A 25,792-nucleotide genomic window follows, 5' to 3' on the forward strand; every position below is an offset into this window, starting at 1 on the left:
ACTTGCTTCTGATCTGGTTTATGCTATCACACTGGCTACCACGCTGCCGTCGAACAAATGAACTGTACGATGGGCAAAGGATGCGTCGTGTTGTGAGTGTGTCACCATGATAATGGTTGTTCCTTCTTTATTCAGTTCGGTCAACAGGTTCATCACTTCTGCCCCATTCTTTGAGTCGAGGTTACCGGTCGGCTCATCGGCGAGAATCAGTTTCGGATTGGTCACTACGGCACGGGCAATGGCGACACGTTGTTGCTGACCACCGGAAAGTTGTTGCGGAAAGTGTTTGGCACGATGGCTGATGTTCATCCGTTTCAGAATGTCTTCTACCATACGGCGGCGTTCGGATGCTTTAAAGCCCAGGTATGTCAGAGGAAGTTCTACATTCTCGTAAACATTCAGCTCGTCGATCAGGTTAAAGCTCTGGAATACGAATCCGAGTTTGCCCTTACGCACATGGGTACGTTCTTTCTCTTTCAATCCGCCCACTTCTTCACCCATCAAGCGGTAGGAACCTTCGGTGGGGTTATCGAGCAAACCCAGAATATTCAACAAAGTGGATTTACCACAACCGGAGGGGCCCATAATGGCTACAAACTCTCCCTCTTTTACTTCAAGGTTTACGTGATTCAAGGCAACTGTCTCTACTTCGGAAGTACGGAATACTTTACTGATGTTGTTTATTTCAATCATACTCTTTTTATTTATGTTTTTAATTATTCACTTTTAAGGCTATTCACCGGATTTTCATTGGCAATCCGCCACGATTTCCAAAGTACGCAGGCTACGATAACGAGAAGATTTACAATCGCTATCAGTACATACGCCGCCCAACTGACAGGCACGTGCTCGGCAAACATATCCATCCACATATCATTGACGTACCATGATGCCGCTACACCGATCACAACGGCTGCAACGGCTACATAGAGCACATCTTTCACCAGCATTTCCAGAATGCCGGAGGCTTCGGCACCATTAACTTTACGTATGGCAATCTCTTTGGAACGGCGGCGGACTTCATCGGTTGTGTAGCCTATCAATCCCATCATCATCACAAAGAACATGGTAACCGCCGCCAGTATGGTAGCATTGCTGAAGACGCGGATGGAGTTATAACTCTCTTTTATCATCTGCTCCATCGAACGGAAATCGACCGTTTTATCGGGGAAAGCGTCTGCCGATACTTTATTCAGTTTCTGAAGATTCTCTGCAAAAGGTTCTTTCAGCCGGACATGAACACAGTTTCCGAAATTCTTGGTACTCATCAGGATGAAGGGTGCTTGCGGGTTGGTGAAATTATCGATCCGGAAGTCTTTAATCACTCCCACTACTTTACATACGTAGCCTGAATTATAGACAGTACGGTTCAATAGCTCTGTTCCCCAGTGCATCCATTCGCCGTATGTTTCATTGATGGCTACTTCGTTTTCATTCCGTGGCATACGCCCCTCCTTCATCACCATACCCATCATCTTTGGATAGTCTTCCATCATTTCGCAAAAACGGGAGGAGAAAAGTGATTGTCCACTTTCATCCTGAATCATCGTTCCACTATAACTATAGACGGGATGGGAATCGGCACTGGACACGGACTCTACATAAGGCAGGCCACGGAAGAAAGTCAGGGCATAGTCCTGGTTTTCTTTATTGCCGAAACCAGTATTGGCTACGACAACGCGCTTCGGATTGTATCCCAGGTCTTTGTTTAAGACATAGTAGTATTGCAGCATCACCACATACATCAGTCCGCAGATGAAAGCTACGCCGGCAAACTGCACGAATAATAGCGGGCGTTTCCAGCCTTTCTTTCCTTCTGTGTAGCGGCGGAAGACTTGTGAAACGGGGATTTTGGCAAAGATGCGTCCGGGCAGTGCTCCTCCTATCAGGAACAGGATAGCTACCGTCAGCAGGGGTACCCAAAGACGGTCTAAAGAGAACAGGGCTCCGAGTTCAACGGCGGTTGTGTCTTCTATAAAGTCGCGGAAGTTCAGTAAGATTAATCCCATCAGCAGCAAGGCGAAGAGAATAATGATAGCTGTTTCCAATAGGAACATTCCCAGAATTTTGCCGCTGCCTGCACCGCTACACTTATGTACGCCGATGGCTTTGGCGCGGTATGAGAGTGAAGAAATGGAGATCAGTACGTAGTTCAAAGTAGCGATGAAAAGGATGATTATTCCCAAGATAGACATGATGTTCCGCATCCGCTTCACGTCCGGTTCTTCCCTGTATACATCACGGATCGGCTTTACAAAAGCGGTATAACCTACCACTTTCTGGTCTTCCGCAGGACGATATTTCTTTATCAGGTCATTCAACCGGGCATTCACCACGGATTTGTCTGCTCCGGGACGGAAACGGATAAATGCGATCCAGCTATCGCCTCCTCTCCATGAGTAGTTTCCCCATCCACGGCTCCATACGGTAGGCAAAGAAATCACTGCATCCGGTCTGACGGTAGCATTTTCAGGTATGTCGGCGTACGTGCCTTTCACTGTCAGTTCTATTTCTTTATTATAGGAGATTACTTTGCCTATCGGGTTTTCTTGGTCGAACATCTTACGCGCCAACCGGTCACTAAGAAAGACAACATCTTTCTGCATCAGTTCTTTTTCCGGAACACCGCTCAAAACATCGATACCCATAGTTTGAAAGAATAGTGAATCGGCTGTCACTTTGTTAGCTTCAAAACGGACACTTCCATAATAAAGAGGGGCACTCATCCAGACACAATAGCTGGTGGCTGCTTCCACTTCTTTAGGAAAGTTCTCCTGTATGGCACCCGCCACCGGTCCGCAGTTCATTTCCTGCGGCTCAAAGGTTTGGCCATTGGCGGAAAAGACGGAGAAGATCTGATACAGGTTATCATAATCTTTGAAGCATTTGTCAAAGCTCTGTTCGAAAGCCACGCGGGCAAACAACAGGATGCTCATCGTCAGCCCCAACGCCAAAGAGAGGATTTTGATAACGTTGGAACCATGCCCCCGCAATAAAGTACGGATCACATAATAGATTTGTTTCATATTATATTTTATTTCTGTTTTTTCTATTTTCAAGAATGCAGAAAGCATGCCAAAAAAGAATAACAATTCATTATCAAGTGTTTATCATTTCAACCTTTCTGAATATTGTCTAAAAATTAGACAGTACCGTCTAATTTTTAGACAACCGGGAGACTATTCCATTTCTCCTTTAAATTGTTCCAACAGTCTCTATTATCCATGGGGAGATTGTCCATCCCGATAGAAAACTTTATCTTTGCATCTAGTTTTCTAAACTATTAAAGTAATGATGAAGAGGAAGAATTTATATGCACTGTTTTCGTGCCTGTTCCTTTCGGGATGCGGTATGATAGACTATCATCCGTATGACGTCCGCATCAGCGGAGAAACAGAGGTCAACGCCCACAATATGGAAAGAATAGAAGCAAATTGCCAGGGTAAAACTACGATACGGTTCGTGACAATGGGCGACTCACAACGATGGTATGACGAAACGGAAGATTTTGTAAAAGCAATCAATCAACGAAATGATATTGACTTCGTTATCCACGGAGGGGATATGAGTGACTTCGGACTGACTAAGGAATTTCTTTGGCAAAGGGATATCATGAACGGACTTCATGTGCCTTATGTGGCTCTGATCGGAAATCATGACTGTCTGGGAACGGGGGCGGAAACCTACAAGGCTGTATTCGGCCCCACAAACTTCTCTTTCATCGCAGGAGATGTGAAGTTTGTCTGCCTGAATACCAACGCTTTGGAGTATGATTACTCCGAACCTGTACCGGACTTTACCTTTATGGAAAATGAGATAACGAACAGGCGGGATGAGTTTGAAAAAACGGTCATTTGTATGCACGCGCGTCCCTATACGGATGTGTTCAATGATAATGTGGCAAAAGTATTCCAACACTATGTCAAACAGTATGCAGGAATACAGTTCTGCACGGCCGCCCATACCCATCACCATCAGGACGATGTGATTTTTGATGATGGAATACATTATGTTACCAGTGATTGTATGGATTACCGTACTTATCTGGTATTTACAATAACTCCGGAAAAATACGAATATGAGCTGGTTAAATACTAATTATATCTTACGCGCGGGAGTACTGTCCGTGCTTCTCCTGCTTCCCGGTCTGATGTCTGCTACCTGCAAGAGGGATACAATCATCAACAACTACAAGGATGATTCGCTCCGTTTTATCATCAAGGATGATTCAATTATCACCTTTCGTAACGGGGAGTCTTCATTCACCATTATCAAAGCGGACTCCGTGTTGCCTGCCACACCGAAGCACACCAAACATACCCGCTACGATAATCGGGTTCACCGTTTCCGCAGAAACTGGGAACGGATTATCCCGACTCATTCCAAAATACAATATGCCGGAAATATGGGATTGCTCTCTTTCGGTACAGGATGGGATTATGGAAAACGTAATCAGTGGGAAACGGATGTATTGCTCGGATTCATTCCGAAATATTCTTCGAAGAAAGCAAAAGTGACCATGACGCTCAAACAGAACTATATGCCCTGGAGCATTAATATTGGAAAAGGATTCTCGACAGAGCCTCTTGCCTGTGGTCTTTATGTGAATACCGTATTTGGAAATCAGTTCTGGGTGAACGAACCGGAACGTTATCCGAAAGGGTATTATGGTTTCTCAAGCAAAGTGCGTTTCCATGTCTTTATGGGACAACGCCTGACCTATGACATTGACCCGCAACGTAGATTTATGGCCAAGTCTGTAACCTTTTTCTATGAAATAAGTACGTGTGACCTTTATGTGATTAGTGCGGTAAACAATAGTTATCTCCGTCCACGTGACTACCTTAGTTTATCATTCGGATTGAAGTTCCAGTGGTTATGATTGGAGATACAAGGGGGATAAAATCAATTTTGAATTACGATTCTTGAATTATCACATCCTTTTTTCGTAAGTTTGCGCTTTACAAACTTGAACGAAAATGAGTAAACCTGGAACAATCATCATTGTAGACGACAATAAAGGGGTGCTGACTGCCATACAAATCCTTTTAAAAAGTTATTTCTCAAAGGTCGTTGCACTCTCCTCGCCTGTCACCCTGACGAGCGTCCTACGGGAGGAAATGCCGGAAGTGGTATTGCTGGACATGAATTTCACATCGGGCATCAATACCGGCAATGAGGGATTATTCTGGTTACATGAAATAAAAAAAGTACGTCCGGATCTTCCGGTCGTACTTTTTACGGCTTATGCCGATATTGAACTGGCTATCCGGGGTATTAAAGAGGGAGCAACGGACTTTATCGTCAAACCCTGGGACAACCAGAAACTGGTGGAAACGCTGCAAACCGCAGCAACCTCTACGCACAATGACAGGAAAACGGCAAGTAAAGAAAACCCTGTTCACCCGACTATGTACTGGGGAGAAAGCAAGGTTATGCAACAACTACGGGCTTTGATTGAAAAGGTTGCCATCACCGATGCCAACCTCTTGATAACGGGTGAAAACGGAACGGGAAAAGAGATGCTGGCACGGGAAATCCATGCGCTTTCCAACCGCAAATATAAAGAAATGATTGCTGTGGATATGGGAACCATCACCGAATCTTTATTCGAGAGTGAGCTTTTCGGACATGTAAAAGGGTCGTTCACTGATGCACACGCCGACCGGACAGGTAAGTTCGAGGCTGCCGAAAAGAGTACGCTGTTTCTCGACGAAATAGGAAACTTGCCCTACCATCTGCAAGCAAAGCTACTAACTGCCATCCAACGGCGAAGCATTGTGAAAGTAGGAAGTAACGCACCAATTCCTATTGATATCCGACTGATATGTGCCACGAACCGGAACCTGCAGGAGATGGTGGCAAAAGGCGAATTCCGGGAAGACTTGCTCTACCGCATCAATACCATTCATGTGGAAATTCCTCCCCTGCGCGAACGGAAAGAGGATATTATCCCATTGGCCGAACGATTTATGGCTCATTTCTGTAAGCAATATGACAAGTCGTTGATGAAGTTCACTCCCGAAGCAGAGGATAAATTGACTGCGCATCCCTGGTATGGGAATATCCGCGAATTGGAGCACGTCATCGAAAAGGCGGTTATCATCAATGACAGTCCGCTGATTCCCGCTGAATTATTCCAATTATCCGTACCACAGATAGCCATTCAGGAACAGAGTATCTCCACCCTGGAAGAAATGGAAGTGCAGATGATACGGAAAGCGCTCGATGCCTGTGCGGGAAATCTATCAGCAGTGGCCGCTCAACTGGGAATAACCCGGCAGACACTCTATAACAAGATGAAAAAATTCGGATTATGAGCTCACAGATCCAACAACTGGTGATTCGGTACTGGTTCAGAGTTTTACTGACTGTACTTTTCTGTATATCGACTGTCTGGTTCGGTATTCATCAGTCATACGGTTGGTTGGGGGTTAGTCTTTGTCTGCTGGTACTTAGCATCATCTGGCAAATCCGCCTGTACCAGCTTCACACCAAGCAGGTGCTTTTCATGATTAACGCGCTTGAAAATAATGATAACACTTTTCATTTTCCCGAAGAAAACGGTACTCCCGAAAGCCTTAAGATCAACCGGGCACTCAACCGGGTGGGACACATCTTATATAATGTAAAAGCGGAAACCGCCCAGCAAGAGAAATATTACGAGCTGATTCTGGATTTTGTCAGTACAGGATTGCTGGTACTCAATGACAATGGGGCTGTTTATCAGAAGAACAAGGAAGCACTCCGTCTTTTGGGGCTGAATATATTCACGCATATCCATCAGTTGAGTAAAGTAGACACTACGCTCATGGAAAAAATAGAGAACTGCCGTCCCGGAGACAAGCTGCAAGTGATATTTCACAACGAACGGGGAACCGTTAATCTATCCATACGTGTATCGGAAATCAATGTACGCAAAGAACATCTGCGTATCCTGGCTCTGAATGATATCAATACCGAACTTGATGAAAAGGAAATAGATTCATGGATTCGCCTGACACGGGTTCTGACGCACGAAATCATGAATTCGGTCACGCCTATCACTTCTCTTTGTGACACTCTTCTTTCCATGTCCGAGGGTAAAGATGAAGAGATCAGTCACGGGTTGCAGACCATCAGCACCACAGGAAAAGGCTTGCTCTCTTTTGTAGAATCTTACCGGCAGTTTACACGCATACCTGCACCGGAACCGTCATTGTTCTATGTGAAAGCATTCATAGAAAGGATGATTGAACTTGCCCGCCATCAGAATCCGTGTGACACCATTTGTTTCCACACGGAGATTTCTCCTGCGGACTTAATTCTGTATGCGGATGAAAACCTCATCGCCCAAGTGGTTATCAATCTTCTAAAGAATGCCATTCAGGCAATCGGCAGCCAGCCGGATGGTAGAATCGAGCTTCGGGCTTATTGCAATGATATGGAAGAAATATGGATCGAGATCAAAAACAACGGTCCTGAAATCCCGTCGGAAATAGCAGAGCATATCTTTATTCCTTTCTTCACCACCAAAGAAAATGGTAGCGGAATCGGACTTAGTATTTCACGACAGATCATGCGTCTTTCGGGCGGGAGTCTCACTCTGCTGCGGGAGAAAGAAACAACGTTTATTTTAAAATTCAAATAACTATTGATATATGATACCTGTACTCGTCAACAATCCCTTATTTCGAGGGATCACTCCGGAAAGACTTTTTGCCGATCTGGAAGAGATCAGTTTCCATACACGTTCTTATAAGAAAGGAGAAATCCTGGCTCAACAGGGAGCTGTGTGCAATCGCCTCGTCATCCTGACCAAAGGAAGCGTACGTGGAGAGATGATTGATTATTCGGGGCGTCTTATCAAAGTGGAAGACATCGCTGCTCCAAGAGCGATTGCCCCTCTATTTCTGTTCGGTGAGGAGAACCGCTATCCGGTGGAAGTGACTGCCAACGAACCGACAGAGGTTATCGAACTTCCTAAATCAAGTGTATTGAGGTTATTCCGTAAAAACGAGCAGTTTTTGGAAAACTATATGAATCTTTCTGCCAATTATGCACGGACTTTATCGGATAAGCTTTTCTTTATGTCGTTTAAAACGATTCGTCAGAAACTTGCTTCGTACTTGCTCCGATTATACAAACAGCAACAACAGACGCATATCACCCTCGACCGTTCACAACAGGAATTGAGTGATTATTTCGGAGTATCCCGTCCTTCCCTCGCCCGTGAACTGGCGCACATGCAGGAAGATGGATTATTGATAGCCGATCGCAAGCATATCACTATTTTACAGAAAGAACAACTGGTACGGCTTATTCAATAATAGGAGCAGTTTAAAGATTTATGAATCGAATAATGAGTGTTTTAGATAAAAAATATTCATTGTTGTAACATTGGTTACAGAATCACCTGAAACCTTTCCTCTACTTTTGCGTTCAATAAATAAAATATTGGACTAATTAAAAACGTAAAAGTTATGAGTATGTTCTGTTATCAATGTCAAGAAACCGCAATGGGTACCGGCTGTACCTTGAAAGGTGTGTGCGGTAAAACGTCTGAAGTGGCTAACCTGCAAGATTTACTACTCTTCGTAGTACGTGGAATTGCTGTCTACAACGAACATCTGCGTAAAGATGGACATCCTTCCGAACAAGCAGACAAATTTATCTATGATGCTTTGTTCATTACCATCACCAACGCCAATTTTGATAAAGTGGCTATCACTGAAAAAATCAAAGAAGGACTGAAACTGAAAAATGAACTTGCCAACAAGGTAAAGATCGAAAATGCTCCCGACGAATGTCTTTGGAATGGAAGCGAAGATGAGTTTGAAGAGAAATCAAAAAACTGTCGGTGTGCTTCGCACTCCCAACGAGGATATCCGCTCACTGAAAGAACTTGTACACTATGGCCTGAAAGGAATGGCTGCCTACGTAGAGCATGCGCATAACCTGGGCTACGAGTCACCGGAAATATTTGCTTTCATGCAACATGCCTTGTCTGAACTGACCCGCAATGATATTACAGTGGAAGAACTGGTTCAGCTGACTTTGGAAACAGGAAAGTATGGAGTATCGGCAATGGCACAGCTGGATAAAGCGAATACCAGCAGCTACGGAAATCCGGAAATCTCACAAGTGAGTCTCGGTGTACGCAATAATCCGGGTATATTAATCAGCGGACATGACTTGAAAGACCTGGAAGAGTTATTGGAACAAACAGAGGGTACAGGAGTAGATGTATATACTCACAGCGAAATGTTGCCTGCACATTATTATCCTCAACTAAAGAAGTACAAGCATCTGGCAGGAAACTACGGAAACGCCTGGTGGAAGCAGAAAGAGGAATTTGAAAGTTTCAACGGTCCTATCTTGTTCACAAGTAACTGTATCGTTCCGCCACGTGCAAATGCCAGCTACAAGGATCGTATTTACATCACAGGAGCCTGCGGCTTGGACGGGGCACATTACATCCCCGAACGTAAAGACGGAAAACCGAAAGATTTTTCTGCACTGATTGCTCATGCTAAACAATGTCAGCCACCGGTAGCCATTGAAAACGGAACGATTATCGGAGGATTCGCTCATGCACAGGTGACAGCCCTGGCAGATAAAGTGGTGGACGCCGTGAAAAGCGGAGCTATCCGTAAATTCTTTGTAATGGCAGGATGCGACGGACGTATGAAGAGCCGTGAATACTATACGGAATTTGCTCAAAAATTACCTGGTGACACCGTGATTCTTACTGCCGGTTGTGCCAAGTACAGATATAATAAACTGGCTTTAGGTGATATCAACGGCATTCCGAGAGTGTTGGATGCAGGACAATGTAACGACAGTTACTCATTGGCCGTCATCGCTTTAAAACTGAAAGAAATCTTCGGATTGGATGATGTGAATCAGTTGCCTATCGTATACAACATCGCTTGGTACGAACAAAAGGCGGTCATTGTTTTATTGGCATTACTGGCTTTGGGAGTGAAACACATTCATTTGGGTCCTACACTTCCCGCTTTCCTTTCACCGAATGTCAGGAACGTATTGATCGAACAATTCGGGATCGGAGGTATCAGTACAGTGGATGAAGATATTGTGAAGTTTCTATCATAAATGATAAGGAAACAGAAGGGTATTTTACAAGCAGATTCTCTTCTACAAAATAGTGACGGTATTTGATAAGGATAGTGACGGTATACAACAACCATACCGTCACTATTTCCATCATATACCGTCACTATCTTTTTTTCTATATTAGGAGGACTCCTGCTTAATCAGGAGTCCTGCATTTACTCCCGCATAGTGGATGTTTTTTTGAATAGAATTTCAATCCTCTCTGGGTAATATTAAATTGAGAACTACTCCCACCAAAGCTGCCAGTCCAATGCCGGACAATGAAAAATCGCCCCAATTAAAAGCAGCGCCACCAATGCCGACAGTCAGTGTCAAAGATACAATGATTATATTTCTGGTACGGCTCAAATCAATGCAATTATTCACAAGATTACCAATACCCGCACAAGCAATCGTTCCGAAAAGCAATAACATGATGCCGCCCAGTACCGCACTTGGAATGGATCTTAATAATGCACTGATTTTACCGATAACGGAGAATAAGATAGCGGAAATGGCAGCTATTCGGATCACTTGCGGATTAGTAATCTTTGTCAGTGACATGGCTCCTGTCACTTCCGAATAGGTAGTCACAGGAGGCCCACCCAGCAATCCGGCACAGAAACAGGCCAGACCATCACCCAATAAGGTGCGGTGCAACCCCGGATCTTTCACGAAATCTTTTCCGGTGACCGTATTAACGACATAAATATCACCAATATGTTCTATCACCGGAGCAATGGCTACCGGAATCATAAACAACACAGGTTCCCATGAGAATTTAGGAAAGACAAACTGCGGCAATCCAATCCAGGCAGCATCCCTGACACCGGACAAATCCAAATCGTAGAAAAGCCATGCAGCCAGATACCCTACTACAATTCCACAGAAGATAGGAATCAGTTTCAAAAGCCCTTTGGCTTTCATTGAAACAACGACTGCGGTAACCAACGAAAGCAGTGCCAGTACCCAGTTCTCTTTTGCCATATTCACTCCTGTTCCCGCCAGTGACAAACCTATCAGAATGATGACAGGTCCTATGACAACAGGAGGAAACAGCCGCTCAATCACCCTCACTCCCTGCCATTTGACAAGCGCACTCATCACAAAGTAAACTAATGCTACTCCAACCATGCCGGATAAGGTGCCGGGCAACCCATAAAGTTCTGTCGCTTTAATGATAGGCGCAATAAATGCGAAACTACTCCCCAGAAAGACAGGAACCTTTCCACGCGTAACCGCATGAAAGATAAGCGTACCAATACCTGCTGTAAACAGAGCTGTAGAAGGGTCAAGCCCTACCAATAACGGTACGAGTACCGTAGCACCGAAAGCTACAAACAAGAATTGTACCCCCACCACCCCTTTCCTCAAAGGTGTAAGATTATTTGAATCCATAAGTATAATGTAGATTATTCTTTGCAAAATTAGTCTTTTTAGACAATTTAACTCCCTTTTTTCACAAAAATACATCCAAAAAGAGTTTTTATTTGTTGTTAATAATGTGTAACTTCGCACGGTGAGAATTAATACGACAATTTTATAACTTTATAATATATTGCCTATGATATTTACAGCAGAAAACACCCTACTTATCGGTTCTATCTTACTTTTCGTCAGCATCGTTGTTGGAAAAACCGGATACCGCTTTGGAGTACCTACCTTATTATTGTTCCTCGTAGTAGGAATGTTGTTTGGAAGTGACGGCCTCGGCCTGCAGTTCCACGACGCGAAAGACGCCCAATTTATCGGTATGGTGGCCCTTAGTATTATCCTTTTCTCGGGAGGTATGGATACGAAATTCAGAGAAATCAAACCTATTCTAGGTCCCGGTATCGTGCTTTCCACTGTCGGAGTACTACTTACAGCTCTTTTCACCGGACTCTTTATCTGGTGGATATCAGGTATGAGCTGGTCAAATATTTATTTACCTATCACTACTTCCCTGCTTTTGGCCTCCACCATGTCGTCTACGGATTCGGCTTCGGTGTTCGCCATTCTCCGTTCACAGAAGATGAACTTGAAACACAACCTTCGTCCCATGCTGGAACTGGAGAGCGGAAGTAATGACCCGATGGCCTATATGCTTACCATTGTCCTGATACAGTTTATTCAATCGTCAGGTATGGGAGTCGGAGCTATCGTAGGCTCTTTCGTCATCCAGTTTATCGTCGGCGCGGCTGCCGGATATGTACTTGGAAAGCTAGCTATCCGGATGTTGAATAAGCTCAATATTGATAATCAAGCCTTGTATCCCATCTTATTACTGGCATTTGTGTTTTTCACTTTCTCCATCACCGACTTACTGAAAGGTAACGGATACCTTGCCGTATATATCGCCGGTATCATGGTGGGAAACAATAAAATCATGCACCGTAAGGATATCTACACCTTTATGGACGGACTGACCTGGTTGTCGCAAATCATCATGTTCCTTTGTCTGGGATTGCTTGTCAACCCGCACGAAATGCTCGAAGTAGCTGCCGTGGCATTGTTGATTGGTGTTTTCATGATTATTATCGGGCGCCCGTTAAGCGTGTTCCTTTGTCTGCTTCCATTCCGGAAAATCACGATGAAATCACGTATTTTCGTATCTTGGGTAGGATTACGCGGTGCAGTTCCTATCATCTTTGCTACCTATCCGGTAGTGGCGGGCGTAGAAGGTTCGAACCTCATTTTCAACATTGTATTCTTTATTACCATTGTCTCATTGGTCGTACAGGGAACAACCATTTCTTTCGTCGCCCGGATTTTGAATCTTTCCAAACCGCTGGAAAAAACCGGTAACGACTTCGGAGTGGAACTTCCGGAAGAAATAGACTCTGATCTTAGTGACATGACTATCACCAAAAGTATGCTGGAAGAAGCAGACACATTGAAAGATATGAATCTTCCGAAAGGCACGCTGGTAATGATCGTGAAGCGCGGAGATGAGTTCCTGATTCCCAACGGAACACTGAAACTGCACGAAGGAGATAAACTATTACTTATTTCCGAAAAATCCAAAGAAGAAGATACTGATTCAGAATAACATCTGAAAAGAGTTATTCAGTACACTATAACTGATTCGTCTCCACGCATGGAACCTCTTGCCTTGGCAAGACATTCGTTTCATCTTCATGCGTGGAGACGAAATGTTTTATATAGGCCAATGAACTAGTTCTAAGGAAGAAACACGAATGACCTTTATCCGGCTGATAAAATTGTTCGTTCCCCCTCCGTTAATTAACCGTAAAACTTGAATTTAAAATTCGGTTTACATCTACGAAGTATTAATTTTGCGCAGTTTTAAACTAAATGTGCAAAAATCGAATGGAACAAGAACATCAGTTCATTGATTATATTGAGCAAAGCATCATCAAAAACTGGGACAAAGATGCCTTAACTGACTATAAAGGAATTACCCTCCAATATAAGGATGTAGCGCGTAAAATCGCTAAATTTCACATCGTCTTGGAAAGTGCCGGCATCCAGCCGGGAGATAAAATAGCCGTTTGCGGACGTAACAGTGCTCACTGGGCAGTTACTTTCCTGGCGACCATCACTTACGGAGCTGTTATTGTTCCCATTTTGCATGAATTCAAGGCAGATAATATTCATAATATCGTCAACCATTCCGAAGCCAAATTACTTTTCGTCGGCGACCAGGCATGGGAGAACCTGAATGAAGATGCCATGCCTTTGTTAGAGGGCATCGCTTCGCTGGCTGATTTCTCGGCATTAGTGTCCCGGAACGAAAAACTCACTTACGCTTTTGAACACCGGAACGCTATTTACGGCCAACAGTATCCCAAGAACTTTCGACCGGAACATATTTGTTACCGGAAAGATCGTCCGGAAGAACTAGCTATCATCAACTATACTTCCGGCACCACGGGTTACTCTAAAGGAGTGATGCTCCCCTATCGCAGTCTTTGGTCAAACGTGGCTTATTGCTTCGAAATGCTTCCCGTTAAACCAGGAGATCATATCGTTTCCATGTTGCCTATGGGACACGTGTTCGGTATGGTATATGATTTCCTTTACGGATTCTCTGCAGGTGCACACATCTATTTCCTGACGCGTATGCCGTCTCCGAAAATCATTTCCCAATCTTTCTCCGAAATTAAACCCAAAGTGATTTCTTGTGTACCGTTGATTGTGGAAAAGATTATCAAGAAAGATATTCTTCCTAAAGTAGACAGCAAAATCGGCAAGTTATTGCTGAAAGTGCCTATTGTGAACGATAAAATCAAATCGCTGGCACGACAGGCTGCCATGGAAATCTTCGGTGGAAACTTTGACGAGATTATTATCGGAGGTGCTCCTTTCAATGCGGAAGTAGAGGCTTTCCTTAAAAAGATAGGGTTCCCCTACACCATCGCTTACGGTATGACGGAATGTGGTCCGATTATTTGTTCCAGCCGTTGGGAAACACTGAAACTTGCTTCCTGCGGAAAGGCAACCAGCCGAATGGAAGTCCGCATCGACTCACCGGACCCGAAAACGCATGCCGGAGAAATCGTATGCAGAGGAATGAATATGATGCTGGGGTATTATAAAAATCCGGAAGCTACGGCACAAATTATTGATGCTAACGGTTGGCTGCATACCGGTGACCTCGGTACGTTGGATGAAGAGGGTTATGTGACAGTCCGCGGACGTAGTAAGAACCTGCTTCTCACCTCTAGCGGACAGAATATCTATCCCGAAGAAATTGAAAGCAAGCTGAACAACATGCCGTATGTTTCGGAGTCACTGATCGTCTTACAGCACGAAAAACTGGTAGCCCTGATCTACCCGGATTTCGATGATGCTTTCGCTCATGGATTGCAGCAGACGGATATTCAGAAAGTAATGGAGCAAAACCGTATCGAATTGAATCAACAGCTTCCTAACTATTCTCAAATAAGCAAGATTAAAATCCATTTTGAAGAATTTGAAAAGACTGCGAAAAAGTCAATCAAGCGCTTTATGTATCAGGAAGCAAAGGGATAATTATCCCGGATAACACAATGAGTATCCATGCAATAATTCTCATAGTATTAGGCACGGATTATATAAACTGATAATGAGAACATGCTTAATAATAAAAACGGTGAACAGCCTCAACACTGTCCACCGTTTTTTCTAACCTCTAACTAACTTTATTTATACTACCTGTTTTTCTATCTTCCTACCTAAAAACGAATCCTATTTCCATTATTAACAGTCTAACTTTATAATCAATCGATCTTTTTAAAGTGCCATAAATGAAATAGCCTGTCCGTCTCCGGCAGCCATTCGTATGTTCAACGTATTTTCAGAAGTAACCGTTTGTTCCGTTATCCGGTAATCCGTAGGATTTGATTTCCAATCCGCATTCTCTCCATCCGCATAGATGACAGCTTTATACTGTTTGCCCAGTTCCAGGAAATCCAGTTTTATTTCCAGTGTACGGGGTTTCTCGTTCGTTGCTGCTCCCAAGAAATAGTTGCCTTTTGCTTTACGCACGATGGCTACGAATCCCCCCGGTTCTCCTGCCAATGCTTTCGATTCGTCACAATCCGGATCGAAATCGCGGAAGAACTGGAAAGCCGGATGGCCTTCATAATTTTCAATCATATCAGATGCCATCTGCAAGGGAGAATACAAAATCACCCAGTTAGCAAGCTGTTTCGCCAATGTTGTATTCACACGGCTGTTTCCTTTATCCTGATCGTTCCATTTCTGGCGACGGGGAGAATCTTTGGTGTTCAGAAACAAAATATCAAACGTACCCGGTGTATAATCCAGCGGACCGGACAGCATACGGGTGAACGGCAACATGACATGATGAGACGGAGGATTTCCTTCGCTCCATGCATTCCATTCCATCCCTCTCACTCCTTCACGTGTCATCATATTAGGCCATGTACGACGGACACCGGTATCTTTAATAGGTTCGTGCGCATCCAGCGTCATTTTGTGACGGGCAGCTGTTTCCACCACTTTCTGATAGTGGTTGACCCCATATTGGCTGTGATGAAGATAACCATTCGGGAAAGCTCCCGCATATCCTGTCTTCAGGACATGGATACCGTGGTCTGTGTACCATTGCATAGCATGATCCATCTGGCGCTCATAGTTGGGAATATTCCCTCCGGTCTCGTGATGGCCGATAACTTCAACTCCTTTTTCCTTTGCATAACGAACCACTTCATCAATGTCAAAGTCAGCATACGGTTTCGTAAAGTCAAAGTTTTGCATACCACCCCAGCTTTCCCAGCCTTCATTCCAACCTTCAAACAAAACGCCTTCAATCTGATTGGCAGCGGCAAAATCAATGTATTTCTTGGCATTGACAGTAGTGGCTCCATGACGTTCATCCATCTTCCAGGTTTCTACGCCGAGATGCATCCCCCACCATACACCTACATATTTCATCGGACGAATCCAATCGGTCGTTTCTATTTTACTTGGTTCATTCAGATTTAAAATCATAGCCGAATTAATCAGACTAACGGCATCCGGAACAATCTGAATAGTACGCCAGGAAGTAGTGAAATGATTACCTTTACGCACTTTCACACCATCAGGCCATGGAGCAAGTTCAGCTTTCAACGTATAGTTTCCTGCCTGCTTCAAAGTCATTTCCGAGAAATCGTACAATGCCGCTTCATGAATACTTCCGTAGACGCCATCGGCAGTTTTAAAGGTGAAAGGAGTATTGGCTGTCTCCACCTCGGAAATGGGACGTTGCGCATAAAGCAATTCATAAGTTTCGGCACTGGCAGGAATAGACCATGATGTACCGTCCTGACGAAAACGGAAAGTTGTCAGTTCATCCGTAATCAATAGGGAATCCGCTGCGGGCACATTATATTCATAACGGAACCCTACCCCATCATCAAACACACGGAAACGGAGAGTTAACTCCACCTGATCTTTATTGACCAGATTTACCGCCATCTCATTATAATGATTCCTGTTGGTTTTATTTTCACCCCATGGTTGCGTCCATGTTTCATCTTTACTGTCGAAAGTCGTGTTTTTTATCTGAAATCCTCCGCCCAGGTCGATACCGTTTTTCTCTGTAAATCCCAATGTCGAATTTTCAATCAACAATGAGTCACCTACTAAAATGTTATACAACGGTTTACCGTTGTCATCTACTGTTAAAGCCATTTTGATATGACCGTCCGGCGATTTCACTTCCGTTTTCGGACTGCTACACCCGTAACATCCCAGCACACACAGAAAAGCTCCAATGACATAATTTATTTTCATAGCATATCTATTGTTTGTATATAGTACAACTCAAAAAGAAGAAACACTTAAATGTAGGGCGGATTTCTTTCTCCGGATGCCAGGAAAAAAGTATCTTTGCACATAAACAATCTGAATTATGGCAAAGATACTATTGGTTGAAGATGAAATTAACATCGCCTCTTTCATCGAACGGGGACTCAAAGAATTCGGGCATTCGGTAACCGTCTGCCATGACGGGGATACGGGTTGGAAAATCCTTCAGGACAAACCTTTCGACCTTTTAATACTGGACATTATCATGCCTAAAATAAATGGTTTGGAGCTTTGCCGACTTTATCGCCAAATGTTCGGGTATCAAATCCCGGTAATCATGCTGACAGCTTTAGGAACAACCGAAGACATCGTCAAAGGACTGGATGCGGGAGCAGATGATTATCTCGTCAAACCTTTTAGTTTCCAAGAACTGGAAGCACGCATCAAAGCCCTGTTGAGACGCAACAAAGAAGTCCCTTCCAATCTATTGACATGCGATAACCTGGTATTGGACTGCAATACTCGAAAAGCCAAAAGGGGGGACATAGACATCGACCTTACCGTTAAAGAATACCGCCTGCTCGAATATTTCATGACTCATCAAGGGGTTGCCCTCTCACGTATTACCCTGCTCAAAGATGTATGGGACAAGAATTTTGATACCAATACCAATATCGTAGATGTTTACGTAAACTATCTCCGGGTAAAGATTGACCGTGACTTTGATAAAAAGCTGATTCATACAGTCGTAGGACTAGGATATATCATGAATACTTAAACTCACCAACACTAATCCCGGCTATGAAAATAGGTTCCAAAATAGCTCTTTTCTATACGTTAATCAGTGTGTTGACTACTGTCATCATCATTGCTGTATTCTATATTTTCAGTACGCAGTACATCAATAAGCTCTATGCTTCTTACCTGCGTGAAAAAGCCTACCTGACCGCACAGAAGCATTGGGAAAAAGATGAAGTAGACGAACAGAGCTACCAGATTATCCAGCGCAAATATGACGAACTCCTGCCTGAAGCCCATGAGATTCTTTTAAATATGGACAGTCTTTCCGAAGTACGTGATACACTGAATAAATACCTCACGCAACACCAGCAGGCTCTTCTGCTGGCAGGACAGGACAGCATCCCTTTCTCCTTCAAATATAAGGATCAACTGGGAGCCGCCCTTTATTATCCGGATAATGAAGGAAACTTTATCGTACTCGTCATGTCCCGGAATGCCTACGGAACAGAAATCAAGGAACACTTATTGTTGCTTTCCATATTTCTCATCTTAGCCAGTTCCGTCCTGATCTTTTTTATCGGAAAAATATATTCCGGCCGTATTCTGGTTCCCCTGCAACACATACTAAAGGAATTGAAAAGAATACGTGCCAACAGTCTGAACCGCCGATTAAAGACTACTGGCAATAATGACGAACTGGAGGACATGATAAAGACATTAAATAGTATGCTCGACCGTTTGGACAGTGCATTCAAGGCAGAAAAATCCTTTGTCAGTCATGCTTCACATGAGTTGAACAATCCGATTACTGCCATTCAGGGAGAATGTGAAATCAGTCTGCTGAAAGAAAGAAGCACGGGAGAATACATTGAATCCCTCCAACGAATTTCTTCGGAAAGCAAACGGTTATCCAGCCTGATCCGGCATCTTCTTTTTCTTTCACGACAAGAAGAAGAACTCCTGAAAAACAATATTGAAGAGATTATTCTGGCTGATATATTAAAAGAGTTGACAGCTTCCGATGAAAGAATCCATCTTCATTTGGAAGAGACAGACCGGCAGATGACTGTAAAAGCCAATCCGTATCTGTTGAAGATAGCATTAAAAAATATAATAGATAACGCCTGCAAATACTCTGATAAAGAAGTAAATGTGACTCTCTACCGGGAGCAACAACAAGTCATTCTTGATATAGAAGACCGGGGAATCGGTATTCCGCAAGAAGAAATAGAACACATATTCCAGTCTTTCTATCGGGGCAGTAATACCCGGGACTATGCCGGACAAGGCATCGGACTTAGCCTGACCCTGAAAATCATCTCTGCTTATCATGCAAAGCTGGATATATCTTCAGAAATAGAAAAAGGAACAAAAGTACGGGTGATTTTTTAATCACCCTTCTTTTATCCCTTTCTCTCTCTACCTACTGAAAACTACAAATTTAATCTATGAACGTTTTTTCCACAGAATAGAAATGAACTAAATACGTCTTTGCAATAACTTTCCGTTTTTATCATATAACATTCGTTCATATACCATTTCTACGATAAGAGGAAAGACAAACAAGGCAAAGAAAGTCGCTCCTATCAATCCGCCGATAATGACAATCGCCAACGGACGTTGTGATTCCGAACCAATTCCATGACTCATGGCAGCGGGCATCAAACCGATAGCTGCCATTGCCGCTGTCATAATCACAGGGCGGATACGCGAGCGCACTCCTTCCTTAGTGGCTTTCTCCAAGGGCGAGCCGAGTTTTAGATTCGCCTTTATATCGGAAATCATAATCACCCCGTTCTGAATACAAATACCAAACAAGGCAATAAAACCGATACCGGCAGAAATGGAGAAGTTGAACTGCGTTATCAGAAGAGCCACAATACCACCCACGGCAGCGAACGGTACATTCAGCAATACCAGTCCCGCATCCCGCGCATTAGAGAATAGAATAAACAGGATGATAAAAATGATAGCAATACTGATAGGGACAACCTGTGCCAGACGTTTTGTGGCACGTTGCTGGTTCTCAAAATCGCCCGTCCATTTCAGCGAATAGCCTGCCGGCAGATGTACGGAAGCATTCACCTTTTTCTGCGCCTCGGCAACTGCCGTACCCATATCACGACCTCTCACCGAGAATTTCACCGCACAGAAACGAGCGTGATTATCACGGAATATCAATAACGGTCCCGTAATCGTCGTTATATCTGCCAATTCTTTGATAGGTACCATCGTTCCATCCATCGCCGGAACCAATATCTTACCTATCTCCTCTTCATTCTGACGGAATTGTTCGCTGTATCTTACCATGATATTAAACTTCCGCTCATCCTCATACAACAGTGAAGCCGATTTTCCGCCAATAGCCATTTCGATAATTGATTGCACATCTTCCTTAGCAACGCCATAACGCGCCAATTGGCGTTCATTCAACTCTATACGAAGCTCCGGCTGACCGATGTTCCGAATCACACCCAAGTCTTCAATCCCTTGAACCGTACCCAGGATTTTCTCTATCTGAACCGCATATTTCTCCGACTCATACAAATCTTTACCAAACACTTTCACCGCAATAGATCCTTTCACACCGGAAGCTGCTTCCTCCACATTATCGGTAATCGGTTGTGAGAAATTGAAGTCAATACCGGGATAAATGGATAAATCATCCTGCATCTTATCAATCAGTTCCAGTTTTGTCAACTTACTCTCCCATTCCTTTTCGGGATAAATATCAACGTGGAACTCGATATTATAGAATCCGGTAGCATCTGTACCGTCATTCGGTCGTCCGGTTTGCGACAGCACTTGCCGCACTTCCGGAAACGTTAATAGTTTCTTTCTCATTTTATTGGCAAGAGTCACCGATTCATCCAACGAAATGCTCTGTGGCAAGGTAGCACGAATATAGATAGATCCCTCATTCAACTGCGGAAGGAACTCCGTACCCAGGAAAGAGAAAAGCCATAATCCGACACCTGCTATTACGGTTGCCATTCCGATAGTCAGCTTCCTGTGCGCATAGAATAAATCAAAAAGAGCCGAACACTTCACATTGATAAAATGGACAAAACGGTTATTTTTCTCACGAACATTCTTTTTCAGTAACATGGAAGACATCACCGGAACCAATGTCAATGTAAAGATCAAAGCTCCCAACAGTGCAAAGCCCAACGTGTATGCCAAAGGAGAGAACATCTTTCCTTCTACCTTCTGGAAAGAGAAGATAGGAATCAATGCAGTGATGATAATCAATTTGGAGAAGAAAACCGCTTTTGCCTTGTCTTTTGCCGTGTGACGGATCAAGCCCATTTTAGACATCACATTAAAAGCCGGCATCCCCACTTCCCTCGCTTTCTTGTCCAAAGCCACAAACACTCCTTCCACCATCACCACAGCCCCGTCAATAATAATACCGAAGTCTATGGCTCCCATAGAAAGCAGATTGGCGGACATTCCCATCACCCGTAAACAGATAAATGCGAACAAAAGGGCTAATGGGATAACGACAGCAACAATCACGGTAGTCCGCCAATCTGCCATAAAGATCAATACAATAAACGTAACCAATAATATTCCTTCAATCAGGTTATGCGTCACAGTCTTTACCGCCAGATTCACCAAGTCCTCCCGGTCATAGAATGCCACTATCTTCACATCTTTCGGAAGCACATTCTGATTCAAGTCTTCTATTTTATCTTTCAGGTTGGCAATCACCTCACCCGGATTCTCTCCTTTCCGCATGACTACAATCCCCTGTACAACATCATTTTCATCCATTCGGCCCACTTGTCCCAGACGAGGCAGACAGGATTCGTGTACATCGGCAAGATTCTTCACCAGAATCGGAGTGCCATTGATGTTTTTCACTACGATATTTCTCAATTCATCCAGATCGTTAATCAAACCGATTCCACGAACCACATAAGCTTGCGAACTTTTAGTGATAACATCTCCTCCTACATTGATATTACTTTTAGCTATCGCATCATACAGTTCCAAAGAGGTAATGCCATAATTAATCAACTGGTGAGGATTCACACTTACCTCAAACGTCTTCACCTCTCCGCCGAAGCTCACAATATCCGCTACGCCGGATACTGAACGGAGATTACGTTCAATCACCCAATCCTGAATCGTTTTCAGTTCCCGCACACTGCGCTTGTCACTACGAAGCGTATAACGGAATATTTCTCCCGTCGGTCCATACAGAGGTTGTACTTCCGGAGTTACCCCGTCCGGAAGGTCGGCATCATTCAATAAATTATATACCTGTTGACGTGCTGTGAAATCATCGACACGATCTTCAAACATTACATTGATGACAGAAAGCCCGAAAAGAGTGGTGGAACGAATATCCGTTTTCTTCTGAACGGGATTCATCGCAATCTCAACAGGAATGGTGATAAACTTCTCTACCTCTTCGGCACTACGCCCCGACCATTGCGTGATAATCGTCACTTTCGTATTTGTCACATCCGGGAAAGCATCTATCGGAGTATGTTTAAAGGAAACAGCTCCGGCTATAACGGCAATCGCTGTACAGAAGAAAATAAAGAATTTATTTTTCAGCGAGAAAGCCACTATATTATCTATGAATTTGTGCATACTATTTTCTGTTTTTAATCTGCATTCAACGCATTATATACCAACAATACATTATTATTCAGCACTCTGTCTCCCTCGGAAAGTCCCGAACGGATATAGCACTCCTTGCTCAACTGCTTGTACACATCCACCTCTTTCACCTGCAAACGTTGATCCGGCTCCACCACGACCACATAATTCTTTCCTCCTTCAAATACCAGTGCATGAGCATCGATACGAGGCATGGAAGTTCCATCCGCTTTACATTTCACACTTACATTCGTAAACATCCCCGGTTTCAATAAATATTCTTCATTCTTCAATTTGATACGGACATTCATCGTTTTACTTTCACTATTCAACAAATGATACACCTTATCAATCGTACCGGCAAACATCTTATCCGGATAAGCCAACGTAGAAATGCGTACGGAGGCACCTTCGGAAACCTTACTGATATCGCTTTCATACACATCCGCCATCACCCATACGTCTGACAACCCCGAAATCGTGAACAGTTCTTCACTCTGATCCGGACGCAACTGCATATCCCTGCTGATTTGTTTCTCCACAATAAACCCCGAAACGGGAGATTTCAGCTGATAATAAGCATTTCCGGAGAAATTATAAATAGAGAAAACATCCTTTATTCTTCTTTCTTCGGCTTCGGCACTTATCAACTCCTGCTTCGCCTGAAGTACATCTTTATCCGAAGCCATCCCGGAAGCATACAGATCCTGCGTAGCATCCATATTTCTGCGTGCCAGCAATAATTGTTGTTCCGCCTCCTTCAATTGCTTTTCATAATCTGCCACTTCTCCACTGCGGATGACTGCCAACACATCTCCCTTACGAACAAAGTCTCCTATTTCAGCCTTCAGTTCCGTTACCGTACCTCCAAACATCGGATATACATGTGCCACCTGATTCTCATTAAAAGTGACCCGCCCGTTTAATGTCAGTTCGTCAATCACCTCTTGAACGTGAACCGTATCGACAGATACAATCCTCAATAAGCTATCTGTCAGGCATAAAGCAGCCGGTTCAACATTCGTTTGTTCTCCTTTACCGGAGCATGCTCCCAATACGGTAGTAAGCAATATGCAAGGAAGGAATTTATTCCAGTTCATAGTCTTTGATAATTTATGAATATTAGTAGTTCAATATAGTTTGTCCGATAGTTGTATTCAGGTTTTCCATCGCCAGGAAAACATCTTTCTTTATTTCATGTAACTGAATACAAGTTTCTTTATAGCTGTCATAGTAATCGATAAACTCCAACAAGCTGATATTTCGTTTCTTAAAGTTCTCATTCACTCCTGCTATCAGTTTTTCGAAGTTACGTTCCAGTTCCATATTGGTAGATTGATAAAGCTGAACAGCTTTATCCAACGAAGCATAAGCGGTATAAAGCTCCATATCCGCACGGTTAGCCGCATTTTCCTGTTCCGCTCCTGCCTGCTGGATACTAAAACGGGCAGCTTTCACATTTCCCTGGTTGCGGTTGAAAATAGGCACTGACAAGCTCACTCCTATTGCAAAATAGTTATTGATAAAGTTTCCGGCACGGTCATAACTACCATTCACCGAAAATTCCGGAAATGCCATTGATTTCTGCAATTTCAGATTTGCACGGGAAGCACTGACCGTACTCCGGGCAATCTTGAGATCCGGCCGTTCATTCACCATCGCTTTCAAGTCGGCGAACGATAGTTGAGACAAATCCAATTGCTTCAACACCTCTTCATCCAGTGATAACTCAACCATCGTGTCTCCCGGAAGATTTAACAAGACATTAAGTTCCCCTCTAAGGGTTAACAACTCGTTTTCCCGTTCATTCTTCTCTTTCTTCAAAGAGAACAACATAGATTCCAGACGGGACATTTCCATCAATGAAATATTTCCTTTCTCCTGTTGCAGTTTCATTCCGGCAAGTAACTCTTGCAGAGAATTCACTTCCTTCTCATAAATGGATATGGATTTCGAGAGAAAATAGACTTGTACAAACGTCTCATTCAGCTCCTGACGAAGTGTTCTCATCACCTCTTCAAACTGATATTCTGCTATTTCTTTGTTGATTTTCTCCAGTTTCACCTGCTTATTCCTTTGTCCGGCAAGACGAATTACCTGTTCAATCCCCACAACCATTTCGCCCTCCTTACCAAAATCAAAATACTTTCCGTTCAGGCGGTTATAAACATTCTGTTCTAACGAGATTACCGGATTCTCAAATAATTTGGCTTGCAGCACTTGTGCCTGTGCCATATCAATGTTGTACCGTTCGGCTATCAGCGATAAGTTACGTTCCAGAAAACGTTGTTCCGCCTCTTTCAGCGTTAATACTCCTGTGGTAGCCTGTTGCGCGCATATTCCTCCTGTCAGCAGAAGAAAAAAAGAAATTAGAAATACTCTGTTCATTACTATATTTATCTTTATTACCTTATTGTAGTTGTTGCGGCAAAATTACAATTCTATAGCCGGAGAGACGGGAAAAAGCCATTATAAGCCTCTCATATCAGATTAGAATTTGATTAGAAAATAGCCATAAAGGAAGAATTGTAAACACAACAGGAAAAATGGCTATCCTTCTTTTATCCCAACTCCCCTATCTTTGCAGTAGAGAAAATGAAATGAACCATTAAATATAGAATATATGAAAATAATAGATTTAACCAAAGATAGTTTTGTAGAGAAGGTAGCTGATTATCAATCTTATCCTGATAACTGGAACTTCAAAGGGAATAAACCTTGCCTGGTCGATTTTCATGCCCCGTGGTGCGTCTATTGCAAAGCGTTATCGCCTATATTAGACCAACTGGCTAAAGAATACGAAGGGAAATTAGATATTTATAAAGTAGACGTCGATCAGGAACCGGAATTGGAAAGTGCATTTAAAATCCGCACCATTCCCAACCTGTTACTTTGCCCGCTGAACGGCAAACCGACAACGAAATTAGGTACAATGAATAAAAACCAATTGAAAGAACTGATAGAAACCAGTTTACTTTCAGAATAAAAATACATTAAAAGTCCGGGATACTTCTGATGATGATAAACTGCCGGACTTTTGATATCATACAGAACATTGGCTTTTATAATAGGGAGTGTGTCAAAACGCAGATTAACGCAA

General features: G+C 43.4%; 17 protein-coding genes and 1 pseudogene. 11 read left to right on the forward strand and 7 right to left on the reverse strand.

The window, feature by feature from the left end; genetic code table 11:
* Positions 1–18: 18 nt before the first annotated feature.
* The gene (locus tag HMPREF9010_RS16715) at positions 19–693 is read right to left on the reverse strand and encodes an ABC transporter ATP-binding protein (protein ID WP_004303508.1); all 675 of its coding nucleotides are present in this window, start codon (positions 691–693) and stop codon (positions 19–21) included.
* Between the two features lie 23 nt (positions 694–716).
* Entirely contained in the window at positions 717–3,026 is a 2,310-nt protein-coding gene (locus HMPREF9010_RS16710) for an ABC transporter permease (RefSeq protein ID WP_032852624.1), read from the reverse strand.
* A 268-nt stretch (positions 3,027–3,294) separates the two neighbouring features.
* Here HMPREF9010_RS16710 and HMPREF9010_RS16705 point away from each other — a divergent pair, with 268 nt between their 5' ends.
* The 6 genes and pseudogenes from HMPREF9010_RS16705 to hcp all read left to right on the forward strand — a co-directional run bounded on the left by HMPREF9010_RS16705 (position 3,295) and on the right by hcp (position 10,095).
* Positions 3,295–4,098 carry a metallophosphoesterase family protein gene (locus HMPREF9010_RS16705; protein ID WP_032848902.1) on the forward strand — a complete coding sequence of 268 codons (804 nt, stop codon included), beginning with the start codon at positions 3,295–3,297 and terminating at the stop codon, positions 4,096–4,098.
* Entirely contained in the window at positions 4,079–4,882 is an 804-nt protein-coding gene (locus HMPREF9010_RS16700) for a hypothetical protein (RefSeq protein WP_004295735.1), read from the forward strand. Before HMPREF9010_RS16705 ends, HMPREF9010_RS16700 begins: the two co-directional genes overlap by 20 nt.
* Before the next feature lie 97 nt (positions 4,883–4,979).
* Positions 4,980–6,320: a sigma-54-dependent transcriptional regulator gene (locus HMPREF9010_RS16695; RefSeq protein ID WP_008648073.1), complete on the forward strand. Its 1,341-nt coding sequence runs from the start codon at positions 4,980–4,982 to the stop codon at positions 6,318–6,320.
* Positions 6,317–7,630 carry a sensor histidine kinase gene (locus HMPREF9010_RS16690; protein WP_004295733.1) on the forward strand — a complete coding sequence of 438 codons (1,314 nt, stop codon included), beginning with the start codon at positions 6,317–6,319 and terminating at the stop codon, positions 7,628–7,630. The genes HMPREF9010_RS16695 and HMPREF9010_RS16690 overlap by 4 nt, the downstream gene beginning before the upstream one ends.
* Before the next feature lie 10 nt (positions 7,631–7,640).
* On the forward strand, positions 7,641–8,309 hold the full coding sequence (locus HMPREF9010_RS16685; protein WP_008648075.1) for a Crp/Fnr family transcriptional regulator: 669 nt from the start codon (positions 7,641–7,643) through the stop codon (positions 8,307–8,309).
* 153 nt (positions 8,310–8,462) lie between these two features.
* A pseudogene (hcp, locus tag HMPREF9010_RS16680) lies at positions 8,463–10,095 on the forward strand (hydroxylamine reductase).
* A 213-nt stretch (positions 10,096–10,308) separates the two neighbouring features.
* Here the strand turns inward: hcp and HMPREF9010_RS16675 are convergent.
* Positions 10,309–11,493: a uracil-xanthine permease family protein gene (locus tag HMPREF9010_RS16675; protein WP_008777334.1), complete on the reverse strand. Its 1,185-nt coding sequence runs from the start codon at positions 11,491–11,493 to the stop codon at positions 10,309–10,311.
* Positions 11,494–11,659: 166 nt separating this feature from the next.
* Between HMPREF9010_RS16675 and HMPREF9010_RS16670 the strand changes: the two genes are divergently transcribed.
* Together HMPREF9010_RS16670 and HMPREF9010_RS16665 are read left to right on the forward strand one after the other, a co-directional pair.
* Positions 11,660–13,126, forward strand: a complete 1,467-nt coding sequence (locus tag HMPREF9010_RS16670; RefSeq protein WP_004295729.1) for a potassium/proton antiporter — start codon at positions 11,660–11,662, stop codon at positions 13,124–13,126.
* 281 nt (positions 13,127–13,407) lie between these two features.
* A complete protein-coding gene (locus HMPREF9010_RS16665; RefSeq protein ID WP_004295728.1) occupies positions 13,408–15,072 on the forward strand; it encodes a long-chain fatty acid--CoA ligase in 1,665 nt (554 codons plus the stop codon).
* Between the two features lie 240 nt (positions 15,073–15,312).
* Here HMPREF9010_RS16665 and HMPREF9010_RS16660 read toward each other — a convergent pair whose 3' ends face one another.
* Entirely contained in the window at positions 15,313–17,322 is a 2,010-nt protein-coding gene (locus HMPREF9010_RS16660; RefSeq protein WP_008648081.1) for a glycoside hydrolase family 97 protein, read from the reverse strand.
* A gap of 118 nt (positions 17,323–17,440) precedes the next feature.
* Between HMPREF9010_RS16660 and HMPREF9010_RS16655 the strand changes: the two genes are divergently transcribed.
* Positions 17,441–18,115 carry a response regulator transcription factor gene (locus HMPREF9010_RS16655; protein ID WP_004318086.1) on the forward strand — a complete coding sequence of 225 codons (675 nt, stop codon included), beginning with the start codon at positions 17,441–17,443 and terminating at the stop codon, positions 18,113–18,115.
* 23 nt (positions 18,116–18,138) lie between these two features.
* On the forward strand, positions 18,139–19,470 hold the full coding sequence (locus tag HMPREF9010_RS16650) for a sensor histidine kinase (protein ID WP_004318085.1): 1,332 nt from the start codon (positions 18,139–18,141) through the stop codon (positions 19,468–19,470).
* Positions 19,471–19,557: 87 nt separating this feature from the next.
* Here the strand turns inward: HMPREF9010_RS16650 and HMPREF9010_RS16645 are convergent, their stop codons facing one another.
* The 3 genes from HMPREF9010_RS16645 to HMPREF9010_RS16635 are packed head-to-tail and all read right to left on the reverse strand — an operon-like array spanning position 19,558 to position 25,080.
* On the reverse strand, positions 19,558–22,683 hold the full coding sequence (locus tag HMPREF9010_RS16645) for an efflux RND transporter permease subunit (RefSeq protein ID WP_008648083.1): 3,126 nt from the start codon (positions 22,681–22,683) through the stop codon (positions 19,558–19,560).
* 14 nt (positions 22,684–22,697) lie between these two features.
* Positions 22,698–23,792, reverse strand: coding sequence for an efflux RND transporter periplasmic adaptor subunit (locus HMPREF9010_RS16640; RefSeq protein ID WP_008648085.1), 1,095 nt, complete (start codon positions 23,790–23,792; stop codon positions 22,698–22,700).
* 22 nt (positions 23,793–23,814) lie between these two features.
* Positions 23,815–25,080: a TolC family protein gene (locus tag HMPREF9010_RS16635; RefSeq protein ID WP_008648087.1), complete on the reverse strand. Its 1,266-nt coding sequence runs from the start codon at positions 25,078–25,080 to the stop codon at positions 23,815–23,817.
* A gap of 235 nt (positions 25,081–25,315) precedes the next feature.
* Here HMPREF9010_RS16635 and HMPREF9010_RS16630 point away from each other — a divergent pair, with 235 nt between their 5' ends.
* Positions 25,316–25,678, forward strand: coding sequence for a thioredoxin family protein (locus HMPREF9010_RS16630; protein ID WP_008648088.1), 363 nt, complete (start codon positions 25,316–25,318; stop codon positions 25,676–25,678).
* Positions 25,679–25,792: the final 114 nt, after the last annotated feature.

The sequence above is a fragment of the Bacteroides sp. 3_1_23 genome, assembly GCF_000162555.1.
Classification (GTDB): domain Bacteria; phylum Bacteroidota; class Bacteroidia; order Bacteroidales; family Bacteroidaceae; genus Bacteroides; species Bacteroides ovatus.

Coding starts and splice junctions, on each gene's coding strand:
- HMPREF9010_RS16715 (WP_004303508.1), bottom strand. CDS start 693: ATGATTGAAATAAACAACATCAGTAAAGTATTCCGTACTTCCGAAGTA.
- HMPREF9010_RS16710 (WP_032852624.1), bottom strand. CDS start 3,026: ATGAAACAAATCTATTATGTGATCCGTACTTTATTGCGGGGGCATGGT.
- HMPREF9010_RS16705 (WP_032848902.1), top strand. CDS start 3,295: ATGAAGAGGAAGAATTTATATGCACTGTTTTCGTGCCTGTTCCTTTCG.
- HMPREF9010_RS16700 (WP_004295735.1), top strand. CDS start 4,079: ATGAGCTGGTTAAATACTAATTATATCTTACGCGCGGGAGTACTGTCC.
- HMPREF9010_RS16695 (WP_008648073.1), top strand. CDS start 4,980: ATGAGTAAACCTGGAACAATCATCATTGTAGACGACAATAAAGGGGTG.
- HMPREF9010_RS16690 (WP_004295733.1), top strand. CDS start 6,317: ATGAGCTCACAGATCCAACAACTGGTGATTCGGTACTGGTTCAGAGTT.
- HMPREF9010_RS16685 (WP_008648075.1), top strand. CDS start 7,641: ATGATACCTGTACTCGTCAACAATCCCTTATTTCGAGGGATCACTCCG.
- HMPREF9010_RS16675 (WP_008777334.1), bottom strand. CDS start 11,493: ATGGATTCAAATAATCTTACACCTTTGAGGAAAGGGGTGGTGGGGGTA.
- HMPREF9010_RS16670 (WP_004295729.1), top strand. CDS start 11,660: ATGATATTTACAGCAGAAAACACCCTACTTATCGGTTCTATCTTACTT.
- HMPREF9010_RS16665 (WP_004295728.1), top strand. CDS start 13,408: ATGGAACAAGAACATCAGTTCATTGATTATATTGAGCAAAGCATCATC.
- HMPREF9010_RS16660 (WP_008648081.1), bottom strand. CDS start 17,322: ATGAAAATAAATTATGTCATTGGAGCTTTTCTGTGTGTGCTGGGATGT.
- HMPREF9010_RS16655 (WP_004318086.1), top strand. CDS start 17,441: ATGGCAAAGATACTATTGGTTGAAGATGAAATTAACATCGCCTCTTTC.
- HMPREF9010_RS16650 (WP_004318085.1), top strand. CDS start 18,139: ATGAAAATAGGTTCCAAAATAGCTCTTTTCTATACGTTAATCAGTGTG.
- HMPREF9010_RS16645 (WP_008648083.1), bottom strand. CDS start 22,683: ATGCACAAATTCATAGATAATATAGTGGCTTTCTCGCTGAAAAATAAA.
- HMPREF9010_RS16640 (WP_008648085.1), bottom strand. CDS start 23,792: ATGAACTGGAATAAATTCCTTCCTTGCATATTGCTTACTACCGTATTG.
- HMPREF9010_RS16635 (WP_008648087.1), bottom strand. CDS start 25,080: ATGAACAGAGTATTTCTAATTTCTTTTTTTCTTCTGCTGACAGGAGGA.
- HMPREF9010_RS16630 (WP_008648088.1), top strand. CDS start 25,316: ATGAAAATAATAGATTTAACCAAAGATAGTTTTGTAGAGAAGGTAGCT.